The sequence below is a fragment of the Variovorax sp. DAIF25 genome, from assembly GCF_050711835.1.
In the GTDB taxonomy this organism is placed as follows: Bacteria; Pseudomonadota; Gammaproteobacteria; order Burkholderiales; family Burkholderiaceae_C; genus Variovorax.
The window spans coordinates 5865032-5887191 of sequence record NZ_CP136636.1 but is presented as its reverse complement, the minus strand read 5'-3'; the positions used below and the strand labels follow the sequence as shown (position 1 = coordinate 5887191).

Annotated in this window: 18 protein-coding genes; 12 read left to right on the top strand and 6 right to left on the bottom strand. The window is 72.0% G+C overall.

The window, feature by feature from the left end:
- Positions 1 to 63 precede the first annotated feature (63 nt).
- The 3 genes from R0232_RS27140 to R0232_RS27130 are packed head-to-tail and all read left to right on the top strand — an operon-like array spanning position 64 to position 4122.
- The gene (locus R0232_RS27140; protein ID WP_431510101.1) at positions 64 to 729 is read left to right on the top strand and encodes a LuxR C-terminal-related transcriptional regulator; all 666 of its coding nucleotides are present in this window, start codon (positions 64 to 66) and stop codon (positions 727 to 729) included.
- Positions 730 to 758: 29 nt separating this feature from the next.
- Entirely contained in the window at positions 759 to 1340 is a 582-nt protein-coding gene (locus R0232_RS27135; protein WP_431510100.1) for a LuxR C-terminal-related transcriptional regulator, read from the top strand.
- A gap of 37 nt (positions 1341 to 1377) precedes the next feature.
- Positions 1378 to 4122 (top strand): ATP-binding protein, encoded by a 2745-nt coding sequence (locus tag R0232_RS27130; RefSeq protein WP_431510099.1) that lies wholly within the window; start codon positions 1378 to 1380, stop codon positions 4120 to 4122.
- Here R0232_RS27130 and R0232_RS27125 read toward each other — a convergent pair.
- The 6 genes from R0232_RS27125 to R0232_RS27100 all read right to left on the bottom strand — a co-directional run bounded on the left by R0232_RS27125 (position 4109) and on the right by R0232_RS27100 (position 9710).
- On the bottom strand, positions 4109 to 5296 hold the full coding sequence (locus R0232_RS27125) for a GGDEF domain-containing protein (RefSeq protein ID WP_431510098.1): 1188 nt from the start codon (positions 5294 to 5296) through the stop codon (positions 4109 to 4111). The two genes, R0232_RS27130 and R0232_RS27125, sit on opposite strands and share 14 nt — an antisense overlap.
- Positions 5297 to 5387: 91 nt before the next feature.
- Positions 5388 to 6203, bottom strand: a complete 816-nt coding sequence (locus R0232_RS27120) for an SDR family NAD(P)-dependent oxidoreductase (RefSeq protein WP_431510097.1) — start codon at positions 6201 to 6203, stop codon at positions 5388 to 5390.
- Between the two features lie 51 nt (positions 6204 to 6254).
- Positions 6255 to 7061: an enoyl-CoA hydratase/isomerase family protein gene (locus R0232_RS27115; protein ID WP_208509228.1), complete on the bottom strand. Its 807-nt coding sequence runs from the start codon at positions 7059 to 7061 to the stop codon at positions 6255 to 6257.
- A gap of 29 nt (positions 7062 to 7090) precedes the next feature.
- On the bottom strand, positions 7091 to 8254 hold the full coding sequence (locus R0232_RS27110; RefSeq protein ID WP_431510096.1) for a thiolase family protein: 1164 nt from the start codon (positions 8252 to 8254) through the stop codon (positions 7091 to 7093).
- Complete coding sequence (locus tag R0232_RS27105; protein WP_431510095.1) at positions 8251 to 8685, bottom strand: zinc ribbon domain-containing protein; 435 nt, start codon at positions 8683 to 8685, stop codon at positions 8251 to 8253. The genes R0232_RS27110 and R0232_RS27105 overlap by 4 nt, the downstream gene beginning before the upstream one ends.
- Positions 8686 to 8723: 38 nt before the next feature.
- The gene (locus tag R0232_RS27100; RefSeq protein WP_431510094.1) at positions 8724 to 9710 is read right to left on the bottom strand and encodes a Bug family tripartite tricarboxylate transporter substrate binding protein; all 987 of its coding nucleotides are present in this window, start codon (positions 9708 to 9710) and stop codon (positions 8724 to 8726) included.
- Positions 9711 to 9906: 196 nt separating this feature from the next.
- Between R0232_RS27100 and R0232_RS27095 the strand changes: the two genes are divergently transcribed.
- The 9 genes from R0232_RS27095 to R0232_RS27055 all read left to right on the top strand — a co-directional run bounded on the left by R0232_RS27095 (position 9907) and on the right by R0232_RS27055 (position 22130).
- Complete coding sequence (locus tag R0232_RS27095) at positions 9907 to 10671, top strand: IclR family transcriptional regulator (protein ID WP_093340550.1); 765 nt, start codon at positions 9907 to 9909, stop codon at positions 10669 to 10671.
- 60 nt (positions 10672 to 10731) lie between these two features.
- A complete protein-coding gene (locus tag R0232_RS27090; RefSeq protein WP_431510093.1) occupies positions 10732 to 11883 on the top strand; it encodes an acyl-CoA dehydrogenase family protein in 1152 nt (383 codons plus the stop codon).
- Positions 11884 to 11896: 13 nt separating this feature from the next.
- A complete protein-coding gene (locus tag R0232_RS27085; RefSeq protein ID WP_431510092.1) occupies positions 11897 to 14032 on the top strand; it encodes an acetate--CoA ligase family protein in 2136 nt (711 codons plus the stop codon).
- Positions 14029 to 15135 carry a CaiB/BaiF CoA transferase family protein gene (locus R0232_RS27080; protein WP_431510091.1) on the top strand — a complete coding sequence of 369 codons (1107 nt, stop codon included), beginning with the start codon at positions 14029 to 14031 and terminating at the stop codon, positions 15133 to 15135. The genes R0232_RS27085 and R0232_RS27080 overlap by 4 nt, the downstream gene beginning before the upstream one ends.
- Positions 15136 to 15141: 6 nt before the next feature.
- Complete coding sequence (locus R0232_RS27075) at positions 15142 to 16152, top strand: NAD(P)H-dependent flavin oxidoreductase (RefSeq protein WP_431510090.1); 1011 nt, start codon at positions 15142 to 15144, stop codon at positions 16150 to 16152.
- Complete coding sequence (locus R0232_RS27070) at positions 16149 to 17108, top strand: NAD(P)H-dependent flavin oxidoreductase (RefSeq protein ID WP_431510089.1); 960 nt, start codon at positions 16149 to 16151, stop codon at positions 17106 to 17108. The genes R0232_RS27075 and R0232_RS27070 overlap by 4 nt, the downstream gene beginning before the upstream one ends.
- A 390-nt stretch (positions 17109 to 17498) precedes the next feature.
- Positions 17499 to 18848, top strand: coding sequence for a dicarboxylate/amino acid:cation symporter (locus R0232_RS27065; RefSeq protein ID WP_057591534.1), 1350 nt, complete (start codon positions 17499 to 17501; stop codon positions 18846 to 18848).
- Positions 18849 to 18987: 139 nt separating this feature from the next.
- Positions 18988 to 20763 (top strand): sensor histidine kinase, encoded by a 1776-nt coding sequence (locus R0232_RS27060; RefSeq protein ID WP_431510088.1) that lies wholly within the window; start codon positions 18988 to 18990, stop codon positions 20761 to 20763.
- On the top strand, positions 20760 to 22130 hold the full coding sequence (locus tag R0232_RS27055; protein ID WP_431510087.1) for a sigma-54-dependent transcriptional regulator: 1371 nt from the start codon (positions 20760 to 20762) through the stop codon (positions 22128 to 22130). The genes R0232_RS27060 and R0232_RS27055 overlap by 4 nt, the downstream gene beginning before the upstream one ends.
- The last annotated feature ends 30 nt before the right edge of the window (positions 22131 to 22160 follow it).

Here is a 22160-nt window from a genome sequence, read left to right as displayed (position 1 = left end):
TAACTGGCGATCGCCGCGGCGATGGAAGAGACTTTCCCCATGACTTCTGCAAGGACCTGCGCCATGAACGAACCGGCCCGCGCCACCCGGATCCAGGTGGCGATCTCGCACCACGATCCCTACGTCGCGACCGGCATCGCGGCGCTGCTGCGTTCGCGCGCCGACTTCGCCGTGCTGGCGGGCGATTCGCCCGAGGCCGGCTCGGCCGACGTGCTGGTGGCCGACCATGCGCGCGGCCTGCAGCCGGCCCTGCCACGCCGCCGCGGCGCCCGGCCGGTGGCGGTGCTGGTCGTCAGCGACCAGCGCACGAGCTGGCAGATCCGCCGCGCCGTCGACGCGGGCGTGCGCGGCTACCTGCTGCAGGACACCACGGCCGAGGAGCTGTCGGAGGCCGTGCGCAGCATCGCGGCGGGCCGCCGCTACCTGTCGTGCGCGGTCGCCGACCTGCTGCTCGACAGCCTGGTGCAGGCCGTGCCCACGGCGCGCGAGCTCGACGTGCTGCAGCTCATCGCGCGCGGGCTCAGCAACAAGGACATCGGCCGCCTGCTCGGCATCGGCGAGGGCACCGTCAAGACGCACGTGAAGGCGATCCTCGCCAAGCTCGGCGAGTCGACCCGCATCGGCGCGATCGCCGAGGCGCTGCGCCGCGGGCTGCTGCCCGACGAGGCGCCGGCGCTGCCGGCCCCGCCGTTGCCGGCCGCGTCCGCGCCGGCCTTCTCGTGCGCCTGAGCGCGCCCACCACCGGACCATCGATCGCCATGACCCACGCTTCCCGCCTCTTCATCCAGGTCCGCCACGAGGACCCGCTGGTCCTGGCCGGGCTGGTGTCGCTGATCGGCCAGCAACTCGACTTCGAGGTGCGGCCGGACGGCACCGCCGCCGACGTGATCGTCGCCGACCATGCGTGTGCGCTGGCGCTGCTGGCCGCGGCCGGGGGCGCGCGAGGCCCGCGCGTGGTGGTGATGACGCGGCGCGACAAGGAGGGCGAGGTGATGGCGGCGATCCGCGCCGGCGCGCACGGCTACCTGCTGCAGGACGCGAGCCCGCAGGAACTGATGGACTGCATCCGCCACGTGGCGCGCGGCGGCTCGCGCTACCTGTGCCGGCGCACGGCCGGCCTGCTCGAGAGCGGCCCGCCGCGCACCGGCCTCACGGCGCGCGAGGAGGACGTGCTGCGCTTCCTCGTGAAGGGCGACTGCAACAAGGGCATCGCGCGCAAGCTCGACATCTCGGCCAACACGGTCAAGGCGCACGTGTCGCGCATCTGCGAGAAGCTGCACGTGAGCTCGCGCGCGCAGGTCGCGGTCAAGGCCACGCAGCGCGGGCTGGTCCGCGCCTGAGGGCCGGCACGCATGACGCCGCGCGCCACCGATCGCGATGCTGCCTTCCAGAACACAGCCGGCCACGCAGCCGCAGGCCGAGGCCGGCACGCGGCTGTGGTGCTTCGGTGCCTTCGTGCTGCGTGAGGACCTGCGCCGGCTCGAGCGCGAGGGGCGGCCGGTGGCGCTGGGCTCGCGCGCGGCCGGCCTGCTGCTCGCGCTGGTGAAGCGCGCGGGCGAGGTGGTCGGCAAGGAGGAACTGCTCGCGGCCGTGTGGCCCGACGTGGTGGTCGACGAGGCCAGCGTGCGCGTGCACATGTCGCTGCTGCGCAAGGCGCTGGGCACGCCCGGCCCGGACGACGGCTGCCTCGAATGGATCTCGAACATCCCGCTGCGCGGCTACTGCTTCCTGGGCCGGGTGCGCCGCGAGTTCGCGCGCGACGCGGCCTTCGCGCGCGCGGCCGACATGCCCGAGGCGCAGGCGCTGGGCGAGCTGCCGCTGCGGACCTCGACGCTGTTCGGGCGCGGCGCCGAGCTCGAGCGGCTGCTCGCGATGCTCGAGGCCAGCCGGCTGGTGACGGTGGTGGGCGCGGGCGGCGTGGGCAAGACCCGGCTCGCGGTGCGCGTGGCCGAGATCCGCCGCGCGCGTGCGCTGCCCGAGGGCGGCGCGGTCCGCTTCGTCGACCTCGCGCCGCTGACCTCGCAGGACCACGTGCTGACCACCATCGCGCGCGCGGTCGGCGTGCGCGGCGGCGAGGCCGACGTGGCGCAGGCCGTGATCGAGCGGCTCGCGCGCGAGCCCGCGCTGCTGCTGGTCGACAACTGCGAGCACGTGATCGAGACGCTGGCGCCGCTGCTGCACCGCTTCCTGGCCGCGCTGCCGGCGCTGCGCGTGCTCGCGACCAGCCGCGACGTGCTGCGCGTCGAGGGCGAGCACGTGCTGCGGCTGCTGCCGCTGCCGGTGCACCGCGATCCCGGGGCCTCGCTGGCCCAGGCGCTGCATTCGCCCGCGGTGCAACTGCTGGTCGATCGCGCCGGGGCGGCCGGCGCCGCGGCCTTCGACGATGCCAGCGGCGGCGCGCTGCTGCGGATCTGCCGCCAGGTCGACGGCATTCCGCTGGCGATCGAGCTGGTGGCGGCGCGGCTCGGCGTGCAGGCGGCGAACGACCTGGCCTTCGGCCTGGACGACCACATGCGGCTGCATTCGACGGTGGAGCGCGTCACGCTGGCGCGGCAGCGCACGCTGGCGGCCACGCTGGACTGGAGCATCGGCCTGCTCGACGAGGCCGAGCTGCTGCTGTTCCGGCGCCTGTCGGTGTTCCGCGCGCATTTCGACATGGAGGCCGCGCTCGGCGTGGCGGTCGACGCGCTCGATCCCGACCGCGCCTCCGACGTGCTGGTGTCGCTGGCGCGCAAGTCGCTCGTGGTCTACGACGCCGAGCGCGAGTCGCATTCGCCCTACCGACTGCTCGACACCACGCGCAGCTACGCGCGCGTGCTGCTGGCGCGCGCGAACGAGCAGGAGACGGCCGCGCGCCGGCATGCGCAGCTGATGCTCGAGCGCATGTGCAACGCGGGCACCGAGCTGGCCGTGCTCGACGCCGCGGCCTGGACCCGGCGCTACGGCTTCCTGCTCGACGACGTGCGCGCCGCGCTCGATGCCAGCCTGGCGCAGCAGGAGGACACGGCGCTCGCGGGCGCGCTGACCATCGCCTCGGCGACGCTGTGGTTCCGGCTGTCGGAGGTGGGCGAGTACCGCGACCGCGTGCGCGCCGCGCTGGCCTACGTGCAGGCGCTGCGCACGCCCGACCGGCTGGCCGCCGGCTGGCTGCAGCTCGCGCTCTACAACGCGCTGTGGCACACCGGCGGCACGGTGGCCGAGATGAGCGCGGCCTGCGAGGCGGCGCTCGCCAGCGCGCTCGAGTTCGGGGTCGGCACGCTGGAGTTCCAGGCCCGCTGGGGCCTGTGCGCGCTCAACATCACGCGCGGCGACTACCGCGCGGCGCTGCGCCACGCCCAGGTGCTGGGCGCCTTCGCCGCGCAGTCCGACAGCGAGGCCACGCGCAACCTGTCGCTGCGCATGCAGGCGCTCGCCAGCCATTTCTGCGGCGCCTTCGCCGAGGCCCGCGCCCATGCCGAGGCGGCGATGGCGGTCGACGGCGCCACCCGGCGCAGCAGCGGCAACACCTTCCAGCCCGATGCGCGCATCACGGCCATGGCGATCCTCGCGCGCACCCTCTGGCTGCAGGGCGACACGGCCGGCGCGCTGGCGGCGGCGCGCGCCTGCGAGCAGGAGGCGGCGGCGCTGGGCCATGCGATGTCCTCGTGCGTGGCGCTGTTCTGGATCTGCCCGGTGGCGATCTGGGCCGGCGAGCACGCACTCGCGCGCCGCTGGGTCGACGCCATGCGGCAGGAGACGCAGGCGCGCGGCTTCGGCTACTGGCACGCCTGGGCCGAGGCCTACGACGACGCGCTCGCGCTCGAGGCGTCGGCCGACCGGCCGGCCTGGCTCGCCGCGGTGGCCGAGCGCATGCCGGGCATCGATGCGCCGCGCGCCGAGATGCTGGTCACGTTCTGCGCCGAGTGGATCGACGACCGGCTGCTCGAGCGCGCCGGGCAGGGCGACGGGCCGTGGTGCCGGGCCGAGATCTTCCGGGCCGCCGGCTGGCGCCACGAGCGGCAGGGCGATGCGGCGCGGGCCGAGGCCTGCTACCGGCAGGCGCTGGAACTGGCGCGCGCGCAGGGGGCGCTGGCCTGGGAGCGGCGCGCGGCGCGCTCGCTGGAAGCGCTCAGGCGGCCGTAGCCAGCACCACGCGGTCGCGCCCCAGCGACTTGGCGCGGTACAGCGCCTCGTCGGCCTGGCCGAGCATGTCGTCGATGTCGGCGCCCGGCTGCTGCGGCGCCACGCCGATGCTCACGGTGAAGGCGCCCACGGCGGCCAGCGGCGAGTCGGCCGGGAAGGCCTCGCCGGCGCTGGCCTTGACGCGCGCCGCCAGTTCGGTGGCCTCGGCGGGCGAGGCCTCGGGCAGCATCACGACGAACTCCTCGCCGCCGTAGCGCCCGAGCAGGCCGTGGCCGCCGATGGCGCGCTGCATGCGGCCGACGGCCTCGCGCAGCACGGCGTCGCCGGTCTGGTGGCCGAAGCGGTCGTTGATCGACTTGAAGTGGTCGACGTCGATCATCAGCAGCGCCATGCGCCGCGTCTTCGAGCCGCCGTCGCGCCCGGCCGCGGCCAGCTGGGCCTGGCAGGCGTCGAGCAGCGCGCGCCGGTTGAGCACGCCGGTCAGCGGATCGTGGGTGGCGAGGAACTCGAACTCCGAATGCATGCGGTCGGTCGCCATCAGGATGGCGGCGATCGACAGCAGCAGCACGGTGAAGGAGTACATCGAGATGTAGATCGACTGCAGCAGGGTCGCGTCCATCAGGCCGACGCCGGCCATGCCCAGCAGCGCCGAGACCAGCCGCGCCAGGGCCACCAGCGCCTGCAGCAGCAGCAGCACGATCATCAGCCGCATGCCGAGCACGCGGCCGCGGTTGCGGATGTAGAGCAGTGCGTGGTTGAAGAACAGGGCGGCGACCAGCGCCGTGACGATCACCAGCCGGATCTCGTAGTCGGGCTTGAACGCGCTGAACCAGAACAGCGCGCAGGCCATCAGCACGGTCAGGCCGTGCCAGCCGGCGGTGTCGCTGCGGCCGTGCAGGAAGCGCTGGCTGCCGGCGTAGTAGAGGAGGCAGGCCTCGAACAGCACCACGTTCGCGACCACGATGGTGAGGAAGTCGGGCAGCACGTCGCGCGCGGCGAACAGCAGGGTGCTGACGAAGGCCACCAGCGGCGCCCAGGCCCACTCGCGCAGGCCCTGGATGGTGGCCGGGTAGCTGCGGCGCATGAAGAACACCACCACCGACATCACGACGCCCATCAGCCCCGCCAGCATGATGACGGAGCGGGGGTCGAGGACGGAAGGCAGCGCAGCCATGGGACCGGATTCTGCATTGCCGCGCGTGGCCCGTGCCGGCGCGGGGCTGCGGGAGAACCCTGGGCGCGGCCCGATCTTCAGGAACGCGCGCTCACAACATCGCGAAACCGCCCGAGGCGCCCAGCGTCTGGCCGGTGACGAACAGCGCCCGGTCCGAGGCCAGGAAGGCCACCACGCCCGAGACGTCCTCGGGCCGCGAGAGCCGGCCCACGCCCTTGGCGATCGGGTAGACGTTGAGCATCTTGGGCAGCCGTTCGTCGTTCTCGACCGTGGCGTCCACGCGCAGCGGGCCGTCCTTGATGCCGGCGTGCGAGACCGCGCCCAGCGCGACCGAGTTGACGGTGATCGCGTGCCGGCCGTGCTCGCGCGCCAGCGCCTTGCCGAAGCCGGCGATCGCGGCCTTGGCGCCCGAGTACACCGCCATGTTGGCCTCGCCGATGCGCCCGGCCTCCGAGATGATGTTGACGATGCGCCCGCCCTTGCGCGCCACCATGCCCGGCAGCACGGTGCGGCAGCAGTGCATGGTGCCGTAGACGTTGAGGTTGACGATCTTGGCCCAGTCCTCGATGGGCATGTCGAGGAAGGGCGGCGTGCGCCCGCCCTTCTCGCGCCGCTCGGGAATGATGCCGGCGTTGTTGACCAGCACGCTGACCGGCGCGTCGAAGTGCGCCGTACCCCTGGCCACCATGGCCTCGACCTGGTCGGCGCGCGTGATGTCGGCCGGCGCCGCGAGGGCCTGGCCGCCGGCGGCCGCGATCTCGGCCGCCACCGCTTCGGCGCGCTCGGCGAACAGGTCGTTGACGATGACGCGCGCGCCCTCGGCCGCGAGCTCGATGCAGATCTGGCGGCCGACGCCCTGGCCGCCGCCGGTGACCAGCGCGACCTGGCCTTCCAATCCGAGTTTCATGGGATGCGTTCCTTTTCTTGTAGGGGATGGGGAAGAAATGGAGGGAAGGGCTCAGCGGCCGGTGAACACCGGCTTGCGCTTCTCGACGAAGGCGCGCATGCCTTCCTTGCGGTCCTCGCTGTCGATGATCATGGCGGCCGCGTAGCGCTCGTACTCGAGGCCCGAGTCGAGGTCGGTCTGCATGCCGCGGTTGATGGCGCGCTTGGCGAAGCGCACCGCCAGCGGCGGATGCTCCGCGATGCGCTGGGCCAGCGCGAGCGCGGCGGGCATCAGCTCGGCCTGCGGCAGCACGCGGCTCACGATGCCGTAGCGCAGCGCGGTGTCGGCGTCGACCAGGTCGGCCGTGAGGATCAGCTCCTTGGCGCGCGCCTCGCCGATCAGCCGCGGCAGCCGCTGCGTGCCGCCGGCCGCGGGGATCACGCCGAGCTTGATCTCGGGCAGGCCGAAGCGCGCGGCCTGCGAGGCCAGGCGGATGTCGGCGCACAGCGCGATCTCGAGCCCGCCGCCGAGCGCCACGCCGTTGATGGCGGCGATCACCGGCTTCTCGAACTCCTCGATATTGCGGAACAGGTCGTGCGTGGCCTTCTGCGCCACGAAGTAGTCGGTGCCGAGGGTGGCGTTGCCGGCGCGTTCCTTGATGTCGGCGCCGGCGCAGAAGGCGCGCTCGCCGCTGCCGGTGACCAGCACGGCGCGCACGCGCTCGTCGGCGCGCGCGTAGTCGAAGAAGGCGCGCGCGAGGTCGGGCTTCATCGAGCCGCCGAGCGTGTTCATGCGATCGGGCCGGTTCAGCGTGACCACGGCGACGTTGCCGCGCACTTCGTACAGCAGGGTTTCGAGGGCAGGGGTGTTCGGGTTCATGGGGAGCTTCTTCCTGTGTCGTCTGTTCTTCAGCCGCGCGCCGTGCCGCCGAGCACGTGCGCGATCGCCACCGACCCGAGGCCGATCATGTGGGCCATGCCCCAGCGCGCGGCCGGGTGCTGGCGGCCCTCGGCCTCGCCGCGGATCTGGCGCACGATCTCGGCGACCTGGCCGATGCCCGTGGGCCCGAGCGGATGGCCCATGCCGATCAGCCCGCCCGAGGCATTGATGGCGCAGCGCCCGCCGATGCGCGAGTCGCCGCGCTCGAGGTAGGCCGCGCCTTCGCCCGGCTGGCACACGCCCACGGCCTCGCTGTAGAGCAGCTCCTCGACCGAGAAGGCGTCGTGCAGCTCGAGCAGGTCGAGCTCGGTGGCGCCGATGCCGGCCTGCTCGAGCGCGGCACGCGCGCTGTCGCGCACCAGATCGATCGGGCCCTCGCCGTAGCGCGTTTCGTCGCGCTCGCTGCTGGCGGCCGAGGCGTGCACGCGCACGCAGCGCCTCGGGTCGAGCCCGAGCCGTGCCAGCGCATCGCCCGACACCAGCAGCACCGCGGCGGCGCCTTCGCCGCGCGGGCAGCACTGCTGCACCGTGAGGTCGCCCGCCACCCTGGGCGAGGCCAGCACCTGCTCGAGCGTGCGCGGCTTGCGGAACTGCGCATAGGGGTTGAGCGCGGCGTTGCCGTGGTTCTTGACGGCCACTTTCGCCATCGATTCCATGCCGCCGCCGTGCTCGCGCAGGTAGCTGCGCGCCATCAGCGCGAACTTCACGGCCGGGATGGTGGCGGTGTCGCTGAGGCGTTCGAGCCCATCCTTGTTGGCCGCGCGGCGGCCGTCGCCATGCTTGTCCACGCCCATCGCGAGCACCACGTCGCTGAGGCCGTGCGCCACTTCCATGCAGGCCTGGCGGAAGGCGAAGGAGCCCGAGGCCGAGGCGTTCTCGACCTGCGTCACCGCGAGCCCGGTCGAGCCCAGGTGGCGCAGCATCACGCGGCCCGCGGCCATGCCGATCGAGGTGGTGCCCACGTAGGCGGCCTGCACCTGCTTCCAGGCCAGGCCGGCATCGGCCAGCGCGGCGCGCACGGCCGTGAGGCCCAGGTGGGTGTAGGGCGTGTCGCTGGGGAACTGGTAAGGGTGCAGGCCGATGCCGACCACGTAGACGCCGCCTTGGCCGGCCAGCCAGTTGCTGCTGCTCATGTCGTGGCTCCTCGCGCATCCGCCGGCACGAAGTGGCAGCCGTAGTGTTCGCCCGAGGGCAGCGGCACCGCCACCGCGCGCAGCGTCATGCCCGGCGCGAGCAGGCTCTCGTCGGCCACGCCGATCACGCCTTCCTCCACCACCTGCTCGGCGATGCGGATGTCGCCCGCGATGCTGGGTGCGGGCAGGCCCGGCACCATCGCCACGTGCAGGGTCACGTACTCGAGCAGGGTGCCGCCGCCGGGCCGCGCCACCTGCGCCGAGGCATCGATGGCGTGGCCGCAATGCATGCAGCCCGGTGCGTTGGCCGGAAAGCTCAGTTGCCGGCATTGCGGGCACTGGGCGAACAGGAAGTCGAGCGAGCGGCCGTCGGCCGCGAGCCGGTAGAGCGTGGGCCGCAGCGGCTGGAGCGTGGTCAGGTCTGGAGTCATGGAGGAAAGAGTCGCGGAGGGAAGGAAGAGGCGCGGGGTCAGTCGATGCGGGCGCCCGATTGCTGCACCACCTCGCGCCAGCGCACCATCTCGGTCTTGACGAACTCGCCGAGCTTCGCGTCGCGCAGGTCCTTGAGCGGCACGCTGCCGAACTTCTCGGTGACCTGCAGCATCTCGGGGTCGACGATGGCCAGCGCGATCGCATCGCCGAGCTTCTTCACGACCTCGGGCGGCGTCTTCGCGGGCACGAAGACCGCGCTCCAGGCCGAGGACTCGGCGCGCGGGAAGCCGAGCTCGCCCACGGTGGGCACCTCGGGCATCACCGACAGCCGCGCGCGGCCGGTCATCGCGAGCGGCTTGAGCTTGCCGGCCTGCACGAAGGGCATGACCACCACCGGGTAGTCGAACATCAGGTCGAGGTTGCCGGCCATCAGGTCGGTCAGCGCCGGGCTGCTGCCCTTGTAGGGCACGTGGGTCATCTTGATGCCGGTGGCGACCTGGAACAGCTCGGCCGTCAGGTGGGTGCCGGTGCCCGGGCCGGCCGAGCCGAAGTTGAGTTTGCCGGGGTTGGCCTTGGCGTAGGCGATCAGCTCGGGCACGGTCTTGAACGGCCGGTTCGGGTTGATCACCAGGATCAGCGGCGTCTCGGACATGGCGTGCACCGGCACGAAGTCCTTCACCGGGTCGTAGCGGATGTTCTTGTAGAGCGCGAGGTTGGCGGCCTGCGTGCCCTGGGTGCCGTAGATCAGGGTGTAGCCGTCGGGCGCCTGGCGCGAGGCCGCCTCCACGCCGATCGAGCCGCCCGCGCCGGGCCGGTTGTCGACCACCACCGGCTGCCCCAGCTTGTCGCCCACGATCTTCGCGAGCACGCGCGAGGTGTTGTCGGTGATGCCGCCCGGCGTGAACGGCACCACGAAGGTGATGGGCTTGGTGGGCCAGGCCTCGCCGGCCGCCCGGGCGGTGCCGCCGAGCAGGGCGGACACGGCCGCCAGCCCCACGAATGCTGTCTTCCAGAACTTCTGCATGCCTTGTCTCCGGGTTTGTTTTGGGTCTCTTTTGTCTACGAGTAATCGCAATATACTTCGACCATTCGTAGAAAAACAAGAGGAAATCCGCCGATGCCGGAAAACCCGTATCGGAAGAAACTGCCCGTCACCAATGGAAGTTCTAGACCGTCCCTTCGTTAATATTCGTGGGTCTCTACGAAATATCGGAGGAAATATGCCCACACTCGTCCCCGCCGCCGCCCGCACCATGGCGTTGCTCGAGCTGTTCGCGCGCGAAAAGCGCGAGCTCTCCAATTCCGACCTGGCGCGGCTCATGGACCTGCCCGAGAGCAGCTGCTCGGACCTGCTGCACACGCTGCACGAGCTCGGCTACCTGCTGCGCACCGCGCGCAGCCGGCGCTTCTATCCAACCGCCCGGCTGCTGGCCGTGGCCAAGGAGATCTCGGCCAGCGACCCGCTCTATGCCGTGGCGTCCGAAGCCGCCGAGCTGCTGCGCGACAAGACCGGCGAGACCGGGCTGGTCGGCCGCGTCGAGGGCGGCGTGGTCAAGGTGCTGGCCTTCTTCGAGGGCCGCCATCCGCTGCGCTACATGCAGAACCCCGGCGACAAGCTGAGCCTGCACGTCTCGGCGCTCGGCAAGGCGGCGCTGGCGCTCGGCACGCCCGAGGAGGCGGCGCGCCAGTTGCGCTTGAAGCCGCTGCGCCAGCTCGCCGAGGGAACCATCACCGACCTCGCCGCGCTCGAGGCGCAGGTGGCGCGCGCGCGCGAGCAGGGCTGGATCTGGGTCGAGAACGAAGGCGGCGACGGGCTCTCGGCCCTGGCCGTCGCCGGCTACGTGGGCGGCGAGCCGATCGCGCTCTCGGTCGCCGGCCCCACCGACCGCTTGCGCCAGCAGCGCGAACCTTTCCTGGCCGCCCTGCAGGAAGTGCAGGCGCTGGTCTTCCGTCCCCGCAACGCCCGGGAGCCCGGCGCCTCGTAGACCGAGGGCCGGGCGCCCGGCGTGCGTCCCTTTCCATCCAACGCCACAGGAGACATCTCGATGAATTTCACCCCCGACGCCGACCAGGAACTGCTGCGCGACAGCATCCGGCGCTTCATGAAGAGCGAGGTGGCGCCCCTGGTGGCGAAGCACGACGTGGAGAAGACCTTCCCGTTCGAGATCCTGAAGCAGCTCGCGCAGTTCGGCTACATCGGCGGCCGCCTGCCCGAATCGGAGGGCGGCATGGGCCTGGACCAGATGACCTGGGCCATGCTGATGGAAGAGGCGGGCCACACCTGGCTGTCGTTGCGCACCATGCTCAACATCACGAACGGGCCGATCCACAAGATCGCGAGCGAGGGCACGGCGGCGCAGAAGAAGCGATTCCTCGAACCGCTGCTGGCGAGCGAGCGCCGCGTCTTCACCGCCATCAGCGAGCCCGGCACCGGCTCGAACATCGCGCAGATCCAGACCCGTGCCGACCTGCAGGGCGACCACTACGTGCTCAACGGCCGCAAGCTGTGGATCACCAACGGCGCCTTCGCCGACTTCGGCATCGTGGTGGCGCGCACCTTCAGCCCCGACTGCCAGGGCCAGCTGTCGACCTTCCTGGTCGAGCGCGAGGTCTCGCCCTTCGAGGCGCGCCGCGTCGACACCATGGTGCTGCGCAGCACCGGCACCGCCGAGCTGAGCTTCGACAACGTGAAGGTGCCGCGCGAGAACCTGCTGGGCGAGGAGGGCAGCGCGCTCAAGCGCATGCTGGTGGGGCTGGATGGCGCGCGCGTGAACATCGCGATGGGCGCGGTCGGCGCCGCGCGCGCGGCGCTCGAGCTGTCGATCGACTATGCGCGCACGCGCACCCAGTTCGGCAAGCCGATCGGCAGCTTCCAGCTGGTGCAGAAGCTGATCGTCGACATGACGGTGCGCGTGGAGGCGGCGCGCGCGCTGGCGCTGCGCGCGGCGGCGGCACTCGACGCCAATGCCGAGGACGCGCGCATGGCCTGCTCGATCGCCAAGCTCTATGCCACCGAGGCCGCGCACGAGGTCGCGAGCATGGCGCTGCAGGTGCATGGCGGGCTCGGCTATTCCACCGACTACCCGATCGAGCGCATCTTCCGCGACACCCGCGGCGGCACCATTCCCGAGGGCACGACCGAGGTCCAGACGCTGATCGTCGGGCGCGAGATCCTCGGCATGTCGGCGATCGCCTGAGGGGAGCACGGCCATGCAAGGCACCCAGGACACGCGCCCGGTCGACATCGCGCGGCTGATCCGCCCGCGCTCCATCGCGCTGGTCGGCGCCTCCGAGCGCGAAGGCAGCATCGGCGAGCGCACGCTGACCAACCTGATCGAACACTCCGAATTCGACGGCGAGGTCTACCTCGTCAATCCCACCAAGGCCGAGCTGCGCGGCCGGAAGTGCTGGCCCAGCGTGGCCGCGCTGCCCGCGACGCCCGACGTGGCCGTGGTCGCGGTGCCCGCGAGCGGCGTGCTGGCCGTGATCGAGGAATGCACCGCTCGCGGCGTGGGCTTCGCCGTGATCCTCAGCTCGGGCTTCGGCGAGGCCGGCGAGGAAGGCGAGCGCGAGCAGCAGCGCATGAAGGAGATCGCCGCGCGCGGCGGCCTGCGGCTGTACGGCCCCAACTGCCCGGGGCTGACCAACGTCAACCATCGGCTGGGCCTGACCTTCTCGCCCTCGTTCCCGCACGACCTCACCAAGGGCCCGATCGGCCTGGCCACGCAGGGCGGCGGCCTGGGCCGCAACGTGATGCAGGCGATGGAGCGCGGCATCGGCATCGGCCTGTGGGCCTCGACCGGCAACGAGGTCGACCTGCAGGTGGCCGACTTCATCCACTACATGGCCGACGCGCCCGACATCCAGGTGGTGGTCACCTTGCTCGAAGGCATCAAGGACGGCGCGAAGTTCGCGGCCGCGGTGCAGCGCTGCGCGGCCAACGGCAAGCCCGTGATCGGGCTCAAGGTGGGCCGCTCCGAATACGGGCGCAAGGCCGCGCAGTCGCACACCGCCTCGCTCACGGGTTCGGCCGAGGTCAACAGCGCGGTGTTCCGCCAGTTCGGCGTGATCGAGGTCGATGACATCGACGAGCTGGTCGACACTGCCTGGCTGTTCGCGCGCGCCATGCCGGGGGCGCAGGAGGCGCTGGGCATCTACTGCTCCTCGGGCGGCACGGCCGCGCTGACCGCCGACGCGGTGGGCGCCGCCGGCCTCACGCTGGCCACTTTCGCGCCCGAGACCACCGCGGTGCTGCGCGCCAAGCTGCCCGACTACGCGGCCATCGGCAACCCGGTCGACACCACGGCCATGGTGCTCAGCGACAAGACCGTGGTCGAGACCACGCTGGGCTGCGTGGCGAACGATCCGCACACGGGCCTGACCATCGTGCCGATCGCGCTCGACTACGGCGAGACCACCACGCGCATGGCCGACAACATCATCAATGCGCAGAAGGACAGCGCCTCGCCGATCGTGCCGATCTGGATGAGCGACCGGCTCGGCGAGGGCTACCGCAAGCTGGTGGCGGCCGGCTTCGCGCCGCCGCGCTCGGTCAACAAGGCGATCGCGGCGATCGCGCGCTGGGTCGAGTACGGGCGCTGGAAGCGCGCGAACCCGTCGAACCCCGAGGCGCAACCAGTGTTGCCGACGCGCGCGCCCGAGGGCGAGTTCGCCACGCGCAGCCTGTCGGAATCGCAGGCCAAGGCGCAGTTGAAGCAGGCGGGCATCGCGCTGCTGCCGCAAGGGCTCGCAAGCTCGGCCGAGCAGGCGCGCGCGCTGGCGGAAGGCATGGGCTACCCGGTGGTCGCGAAGATCGCGAGCGCGCAGATCGTCCACAAGTCCGACATCGGCGGCGTGAAGGTGGGCCTGCAGGACGCGGCCCAGGTCGCCGAGGCCTGGCGCGAGATCATGGCCGCGGCCGCGAAGCACCATCCCGAGGCCACGGTCGATGGCCTGCTGGTCGAGAGGATGGCGCCGCGCGGCGGCACCGAACTCATGGTGGGCGTCACGCGCGACCCGGTGTTCGGCCATGTCATGACCTTCGGCCTCGGCGGCATCTACGTCGAGGTGCTGCGCGACGTGACGCGGCGCATGCTGCCGATCGGTCCGCGCGACGCGGCGGCGATGGTGCGCGAGATCCGCAGCTTCGCGCTGCTCGACGGCGCGCGCGGCCGGCCCAAGGCCGACCTCGCGGCGCTCGAGGCGCTGCTGCTGCGCGTGTCGGAGTTCGTGGTGGCGAATGCCGACCGCATCGAGGAGATGGACCTCAATCCGGTCTGGGTGGGCGCGGTGGGCGAGGGCGCGCTGCCGCTCGACGCCGTGATCATCGAGCGCGTGCCGGCATGACGCATCCCGTCGCAACGCCGCCGCTGGCCGGCATCGTGGTGGTCGACTTCAGCGAACTGCTGCCCGGCCCCTTCTTCACGCAGAACCTCGCCGAGCTCGGCGCGCGCGTGATCAAGATCGAGCGCCCGCCGCATGGCGACAACGTGCGGCGCATGGGCCCGGGCGTGTTCGAGGCCGTGAACCGCGGCAAGCAGAGCCTGCTGGTCGATCTGAAGGACGAGACCCAGCGCGCCGAGGTGCGCGCGCTGATCGCCACTGCCGACGTGGTGGTGGAGTCGTACCGGCCCGGCGTGATGGCGCGGCTGGGGCTCGATGCCGACAGCCTGCGCGCGGAATTCCCGCGGCTGGTCTACGTGTCGCTCAGCGGCTATGGCCAGCAGGGGCCGTGGGCCGACCTGCCGGGACACGACATCAACTACCTCGGCGCGGCCGGCGTGCTCGCGGTCTCGGGCGTGCCCGGCGGCGGTCCGGCGCAGAGCTTCGGCCTGCCGGTGGCCGACCTCTGCGGCGCGATGTATGCGCTGTCGTCCACCCTGGCCGCGCTGCTGCAGCGCCAGCACACGGGCCAGGGCCAGCACCTCGACGTGGCGCTGGCCGACTGCGCGCTGCACTGGATGAATCCGCGCCTCGGCGCCTGGCGCTCGTCGGGCGATGCCGACCTGGAGGCGCAGCGCGAGGCCACGCTGGTGAAGGCGGCCTACGGCGCCTTCCTCTGCCGCGACGGCAGGCACCTGTCGGTGGCCGCGCTCGAGGACCACTTCTGGGCCCGGCTGTGCGAAGCGCTCGATCTCTCGCCCTATGGCGACGCGGCCTTCCGCTCGCATGGCGCGCGCAAGAAGGTGGCGCCGGCGATCAATGCGCGGCTGGCCGAGGCGCTGGCCGCGCTCGATGCCGACGACGCCTTCGCGCTGCTGCAGCGGCACGACGTGCCGGTGGCGCCGGTGGTGGAACCGGCCGCGCTCGCGGCGCTGCCGCAGTTCGCGCAGCGCGGCAAGTTCGAGAGCGATGCAGCGCTCGCGCTTGCGCGCTATCCGGTGCCGATGACGGGCGTGACGCCTGGCGGGCTCGGCGGCGCGCCGCGGCTCGACAGCGCGCGCGGCTGAACGGCCATGACGGCACCGCTCTTTTGCACCCGCATCACCGAGCTGTTCGGCATCGACCATCCGATCCTCGGCGGCGGGCTGATGTGGCTGTCGGATGCGCGCTACGTGGCCGCGCTGGTCAATGCCGGCTGCATGGGCTTCGTCACGCCGCGCTCCTTCGCCGACGACACGGCCTTCGCGGCCGCGCTCGTGCAGTGCCGCGAGCTCACGCGCGGGCGGCCCTTCGGCGTGAACCTCACGCTCTCGAAGCGGCCCGAGGCCAACACGGCGGTGCGGCGCTGGATGGAGATCGCGCTCGCGCACGGCGTGCGCCACTTCGAGACCGCGGGCTATGCGCCCGGCGAGCTGATCGGCACGCTGCACGCGGCCGGCGCGGTGGTGCTCCACAAGGCGCCGGGCCTGCGCCATGCGCTCGCGGCCGAGCGCGCGGGCGCCGACGCGGTGGCGCTGGTCGGCATGGAGGAGGGCGGCCATCCGGGCGCCAACGAGCTGCCGACGATGCTGCTGGGCGCGCTCGCCGCCGAGCAGTTGCGCGTGCCCGTGGTGCTGGCCGGCGGCATCGGCCATGGGCGCCAGCTCGCGGCCGTGCTCGCGCAGGGGCTCGACGGCGTGCTGATCGGCAGCCGCTTCCTGGTGGCCGAGGAGATCGCCACCCATCCGGCCTACAAGCGGCACCTGCTCGACTGCGACGAGCAGTCCACCGTGCGGCTGCTGCACACGCTGGGCAACACCTGGCGCGTGCTGCGCAATGAGACCGCGCGCGAGGTCGAGGCGATCGAGCGCGCCGGCGCGGCCGACCATGCGGCCTTCGGCACGCTGATCGACGGCCGCGCGACGCGCGACCACTGCTATGCGCAGGGCGACTGGCAGCGCGGCATGGTGTCGCTCGGGCCATCGATCGCCTTCGCGCGGCGCATCGAGCCGCTGGCGACCATCGTGGCCGAACTGCTGGCGCAGGCACGGGCCTCGCTCGCGCGCCTGCCTTCCCTCGTGTCCCCCGCATCGGAGCCCGCATGACGCAGCGCCTGCCCTTCCTCGACCGCCTGGCGGTGCCCGCGATCGCCGCGCCCATGCTGCGCGTGTCGGGCATCGAGCTGGTGTCGGCCGCCTGCCGCGCCGGCGTGGTCGGTGCCTTTCCGACCGCCAATGCGGAATCGCTCGAGGCCTTCGCGGGCTGGATGGCGCGGCTCAACGACGAGGCGGCCGCGGCGCGCGATGCCGGCACCGCGCATGCGCCCTGGTGCCCCAACCTGATCATGCGGCGCGACCCGGCACGCGTGCGCGCCGAGGTCGAGCTGATCGTGCGGCACCGCGCCGAACTCGTGATCACCAGCGTGGGCTCGCCCGCGGCGGTGATCCCCGCGCTGCACGACGGCGGCTGCCTGGTGCTGGCCGACGTGGCCTCGGTGCACCATGCCGAGCGCGCCATCGAGGCCGGCGCCGACGGCCTGGTGCTGCTGACCGCGGGCGCGGGCGGCCACACCGGCTGGGCCAATCCCTTCGCCTTCGTGCGCGCGGTGCGCGCCTTCTTCGACGGCCCGCTGGTGCTGGCCGGCGGCCTGCCCGACGGCGTGGCGCTGCGCGCGGCCACCGTGCTGGGCTGCGACCTGGGCTCGATGGGCACGCGCTTCATCGCCACCGAGCAGAGCCTGGCCTCGGCGCCCTACAAGAAGATGCTGGCCGCGAGCTCGCTCGACGACGTGATGACCACGCGCGCCTTCACCGGCCTGCCGGCCAACTTCCTGCGGCCCTCGGTGGTGAACGCGGGGCTCGATCCGGCGGCGCTCGACGAGACGGTGTCGGTGCAGGAGGCGCGCCAGCGCTTCGGCGGCGGCTCCGAGGGCGCCGTGATCCAGCGCTGGGCCGACCTGTGGAGCGCCGGGCATTCGGTCGGCGGCGTGGCCGGGCTGGCCACGGTCGAGCAGGTGGTGCGCGGGCTGCGCGCGGAATTCGACGCCTCCGCATTGGCCTAGGGTTTTCCCTGAAAGGCGCGTCCGAAACGCCGGACGGCCCGCGCGGGCCGCGTCCGGATGCGCGGCGCGGGGTCTCGTTGACCCCTGATTTTCTTCAATGAAATCAACGACTTGAGTCGGGTTCTCGTGCCATTTTCATTGGCATGTGCGTTGCTCTGTGTTCTCCACTGCCGGCGCCGCCTTTTCCGAAGGCGCAGCCGGCGACAACGAGCCCAGGAGACAACCATGACCCTCAGCCGACCGGCCTTGCGACCCCCTTCGCCAGCACGCCCCGCCCCGCGCGGCGGCGCGCCGGCGCGCTGACCCCGTCCGACCGCGCCCGTCGGGCGCACCCCTTTTTCCATCCCAGTGTTCAGCCCCGGCCGGCCCCCGGCCTCAAGGAGATTTCCCGTGGACCACGTATCCGCATCCGCCCCCAAGCCCTTCTACAGATCGCTGTACTTCCAGGTCATCACCGCCATCGTCATCGGCGTGCTGCTCGGCCACTTCTATCCCGACACCGGCGCCGCGATGAAGCCGCTGGGCGACGGCTTCATCAAGCTGATCAAGATGATCATCGCGCCGATCATCTTCTGCACGGTGGTGGTCGGCATCGCCGGCATGGAGGACATGAAGAAGGTCGGCAAGACCGGCGGCCTCGCGCTGCTGTACTTCGAGATCGTCAGCACCATCGCGCTGATCGTCGGCCTGGTCATCATCAACATCGTGCAGCCCGGCCACGGCATGAACGTGGACCCGAGCCAGCTCGACGCCAAGTCCATCGCGGCCTACACCGGCCCCGGCAAGATGGCCTCGACCACCGAGTTCCTGCTCAACGTGATCCCGACCACCGTGGTCGATGCCTTCGCCAAGGGCGAGATCCTGCAGGTGCTGCTGTTCGCCGTGATGTTCGGCTTCGCGCTGCACCGCTTCGGCGGCCGCGGCACGCTGGTGTTCGACTTCATCGAGAAGTTCTCGCACGTGCTGTTCACCATCGTCGGCTACATCATGAAGGTGGCCCCGATCGGTGCCTTCGGCGCGATGGCCTTCACCATCGGCAAGTACGGCGTGGGCTCGCTGGTGCAGCTCGGCGCGCTGATGGCGACCTTCTACGCCACCTGCCTGTTCTTCATCTTCGTGGTGCTCGGCGCGATCGCGCGCGCGCACGGCTTCAGCATCTGGAAGTTCATCAAGTACATCAAGGAAGAGCTGCTGATCGTGCTGGGCACCTCCTCGAGCGAGGCCGCGCTGCCGCGCATGATGGCCAAGATGGAGAACCTCGGCGCCAAGAAGTCGGTGGTCGGCCTGGTGATCCCCACCGGCTACTCGTTCAACCTCGACGGCACCTCGATCTACCTGACCATGGCCGCGGTGTTCATCGCCCAGGCCACCAACACGCCGATGTCGATCACCCAGCAGATCACGCTGCTGCTGGTGCTGCTGCTGACCTCCAAGGGCGCGGCCGGCGTGACCGGCAGCGGCTTCATCGTGCTGGCGGCCACCCTGTCGGCCGTGGGCCACGTGCCGGTGGCGGGCCTGGCGCTGATCCTGGGCATCGACCGCTTCATGTCGGAAGCGCGCGCGCTGACCAACCTGATCGGCAACGGCGTGGCCACCATGGTGGTCGCGAAGTGGACCGGCGACCTCGACACCGAGCGCCTGACCAGCCAACTGAACCAGGGCAGCGGCGCCGAGGCCGACGAGCCCGAGCTGGTGCTCGACGCCAAGGAAGCGCACATGCCCGCGGGCAGCGGGCGCTGATCGGGGCCGGCGTTCGCGCCGGTCTTTCTTCGGACGCCCGCCTCGCGCGGGCGTCCTGCCTTGCGGCTTCGCAATCTGCATTAACCTGCGCCCCGAGAACCGAACCCGAGCGGCGCGCCCTTCCATGGAGACTTCCACCGTGACCTTCCGTCCCCGCACCCGGCGCGCGGTGGTGCGCTGGTGCGCCGCGCTCGTGCTGGTGGCGCTGTCCGCCCTGGTCGGCCACCACCTTTCCACCCAGGCCGGCCTGGCGCGCTTGAGCGAGGCCGCCGAGCACCGGCTCGACATGGTCGCCACCGGGCTCGACGCCGAGCTCACGCGCTTCGACTACCTGCCCGCGCTGCTCGAGATGACGCCGGTGGTGCCCGCGCTGCTGAACGCGCCGGCCGACGCCTCGCTGCGCGACGCCGCCAACCGCTACCTCGCGGGCGTGAACGCCACCGCGCGCGCCGAGATGCTCTACGTGCTCGATGCCGGCGGCACCTCGCTCGCGGCCTCGGACTGGGACCGGCCCGGCACCACGCTGGGCCAGCACTACGAGTTCCGGCCCTACATGATCGACGCGCTGGCCCAGGGGCGCGGCCGCTTCTACGGCGTGGGCATCACGAGCCGACGGCCCGGCTACTACCTCTCGTACGCGCTGCGCCGCGAGCCGGCCGTGCCCGGCGTGGTCACGGTGAAGATCAACCTCGAGGACAACGAGGCCGCCTGGCGCAAGCTGCCGGGCGACGTGGTGGTGGTCGACCAGCGCGGCGTGGTGATCCTCGCCACGCGCGACGACCTCAAGTTCCGGCCGCTGTTGCCGCTCGATGCGCTGCAGCGCGCCGAGGTGCTGCGCTCGCGGCCCTATGGCGAGGCCGCGCTCGCGCCGCTGCGCTGGCAGCGGCTGGAGGCGCTGGCGCCGGGCGTGCAGCTGATCCGCGTGGAGGGCACCGACCGGCTCGTCGCCAGCCGCACCCTGCGCAACGCGCCGTGGCAGCTGCTCACGCTCGACGACATGGCGCCGCTGCGCGTGGCCGCGCGCAATGCCGCGGTGACCGCCGGGCTCGGCATGGTCGCGCTGCTGCTGCTGGGCGTGACCCTGTGGCAGCGCCGCCGCGCCGAGCGCCAGAAGCTCGCCAACCAGGCCGCGCTGCAGGCCGCGCACGACGGCCTCGAGTCGATGGTGGCGGCACGCACCGCGCAGCTGCGCGCCGCGCAGGACGAGCTGGTGCAGGCCGGCAAGATGGCCGCGCTGGGCCAGATGTCGGCCGGCCTCGCGCACGAGCTCAACCAGCCGCTGACCGCGATGCGCACGCTGTCGGAGAGCGCGGCCATCCTGCTCGACCACGAACGCCACGACGAGGTGCGCGGCAACCTCAAGCGCATCCGCGACATGGTCGACCGCCTGGCGCGGCTGACCGCGCAGCTCAAGACCTTCTCGCACAAGAACCAGCTCGGCCCCTCGCCCGTGGCACTGGCCGCCGCGATCGACGATGCGCGCGTGATCGTCGCCGGCGCCGAGCAGAAGCACGGCGTGCAGGTCGAGGTCGACATCGAGCCGCCGCAGCTCGCCGTGATGGCCGACGAGGCCGCGCTCGGCAGCGTGCTGGTGAACCTGATGCGCAACGCGATCGAGGCCATGGAGCACATGCCGCAGCGCGTGCTGCGCCTGCAGGGGCGGCTCAGCGAGGACGGCCGCGCGGTGCTGACGGTGAGCGACACCGGCCCCGGCATCCGCGACGACGTGGTGCCGAAGCTGTTCGAGCCCTTCGTCACCACCAAGCCCGCGGGTTCGGGGCTGGGGCTCGGCCTCGTGCTGTGCGCGCAACTCGTGCGCGCCATGAACGGCGGCCTGCGGGCGGACAACCGGGAGGGCGGCGGGGCATACTTCGTCGTCGACCTGCCGGCCGCCAGCCCCCACGCCCACCCATGACACCACCGCCCGCCAACGAAGCCTCCGCCATCCGCGTGCTGCTCGTCGAAGACGACGACGACGTGCGCCTGAGCACCGCGCAGATGCTGGGCCTGGCGGGCTTCGAGGTCGAGGCCTTCGCGAGCGTGGAGCGGGTGCGGCCGCACATCGCCTTCGGCGTGCCCGCGGTGGTGGTGTGCGACGTGCGGCTGCCGCGCATGAGCGGCACCGAGTGGCTGGTGGAGGTGCGCGGCATCGATCCCGAGCTGCCGGTGATCCTGGTCACGGGCCATGGCCACATCGCGATGGCGGTGGCGGCGATGCGCGACGGCGCCTACGACTTCATCGAGAAGCCCTTCACCACCGAGCGGCTGGTGGCCATCGTGCGGCATGCGATCGAGCGGCGGCAGCTGGCGCTGCAGGTGCGCAGCCTGCGCGAGGCGCTCGACAACTGGAACGGCATCCAGTCGGTGCTGATCGGCCGCTCGGCCCAGATGCAGCGGGTGCGGCGCAACGTGATGACCCTGGCCGGCACCTCGGCCGACGTGCTGATCTACGGCGAGACCGGCACCGGCAAGGAGATGGTGGCGCGCTGCCTGCACGACCACAGCGAGCGGCGGCGCGAGCACTTCGTGCCGCTGAACTGCGGCGGCCTGCCCGAGGCGCTGGCCGAGAGCGAGCTGTTCGGCCACGAGGCCGGCGCCTTCACCAGCGCCAACCGCACGCGCGTGGGCAAGTTCGAATACGCGAGCGGCGGCACCCTGTTCCTCGACGAGATCGAGAGCATGCCGCTGGCGGTGCAGATCAAGCTGCTGCGCGCGCTGCAGGAGCGCAGCATCGAGCGCATCGGCTCGAACAAGCCGATCCCCTTCGACTGCCGCGTGGTGGCCGCGAGCAAGGAGGACCTGAAGGCGCTGAGCGACCGGCAGAAGTTCCGCGCCGACCTCTACTACCGCATCGGCGTGGCGTTCATCGAGCTGCCGCCGCTGCGCGAGCGGCGCGAGGACATCCCGCTCTTGTTCGAGCACTTCACGCTGCAGGCCGCGAAGAAGTACGACCGGCCCGCGCCGGTGCCCAGCCATGCGCAGCTCGCCGACCTGATGGCCTATGCCTGGCCCGGCAACGTGCGCGAGCTGCGCAACGTGGCCGACCGCTTCGTGCTGGGCCTGCTCGGCGAGCGGCTTACGCTGCTGCGCGCGAGCGACGAGGAGGTGCTGCCGCAGGCCCTGCCGCAGCAGGTGGAGGCCTTCGAGCGCGCCGTCATCGTCGAGGCGCTGCGCCAGCACCAGGGCGACCAGCCGGCCACCGCGGGCGCGCTGGGCATCGCGCGCCAGACCCTGTTCGACAAGCTGCGCAAGCTCGGCATCGCGGCCGAGGAATTCAAGTAATCCACGTGTGGCATTCGGGCGGCGCTAGCA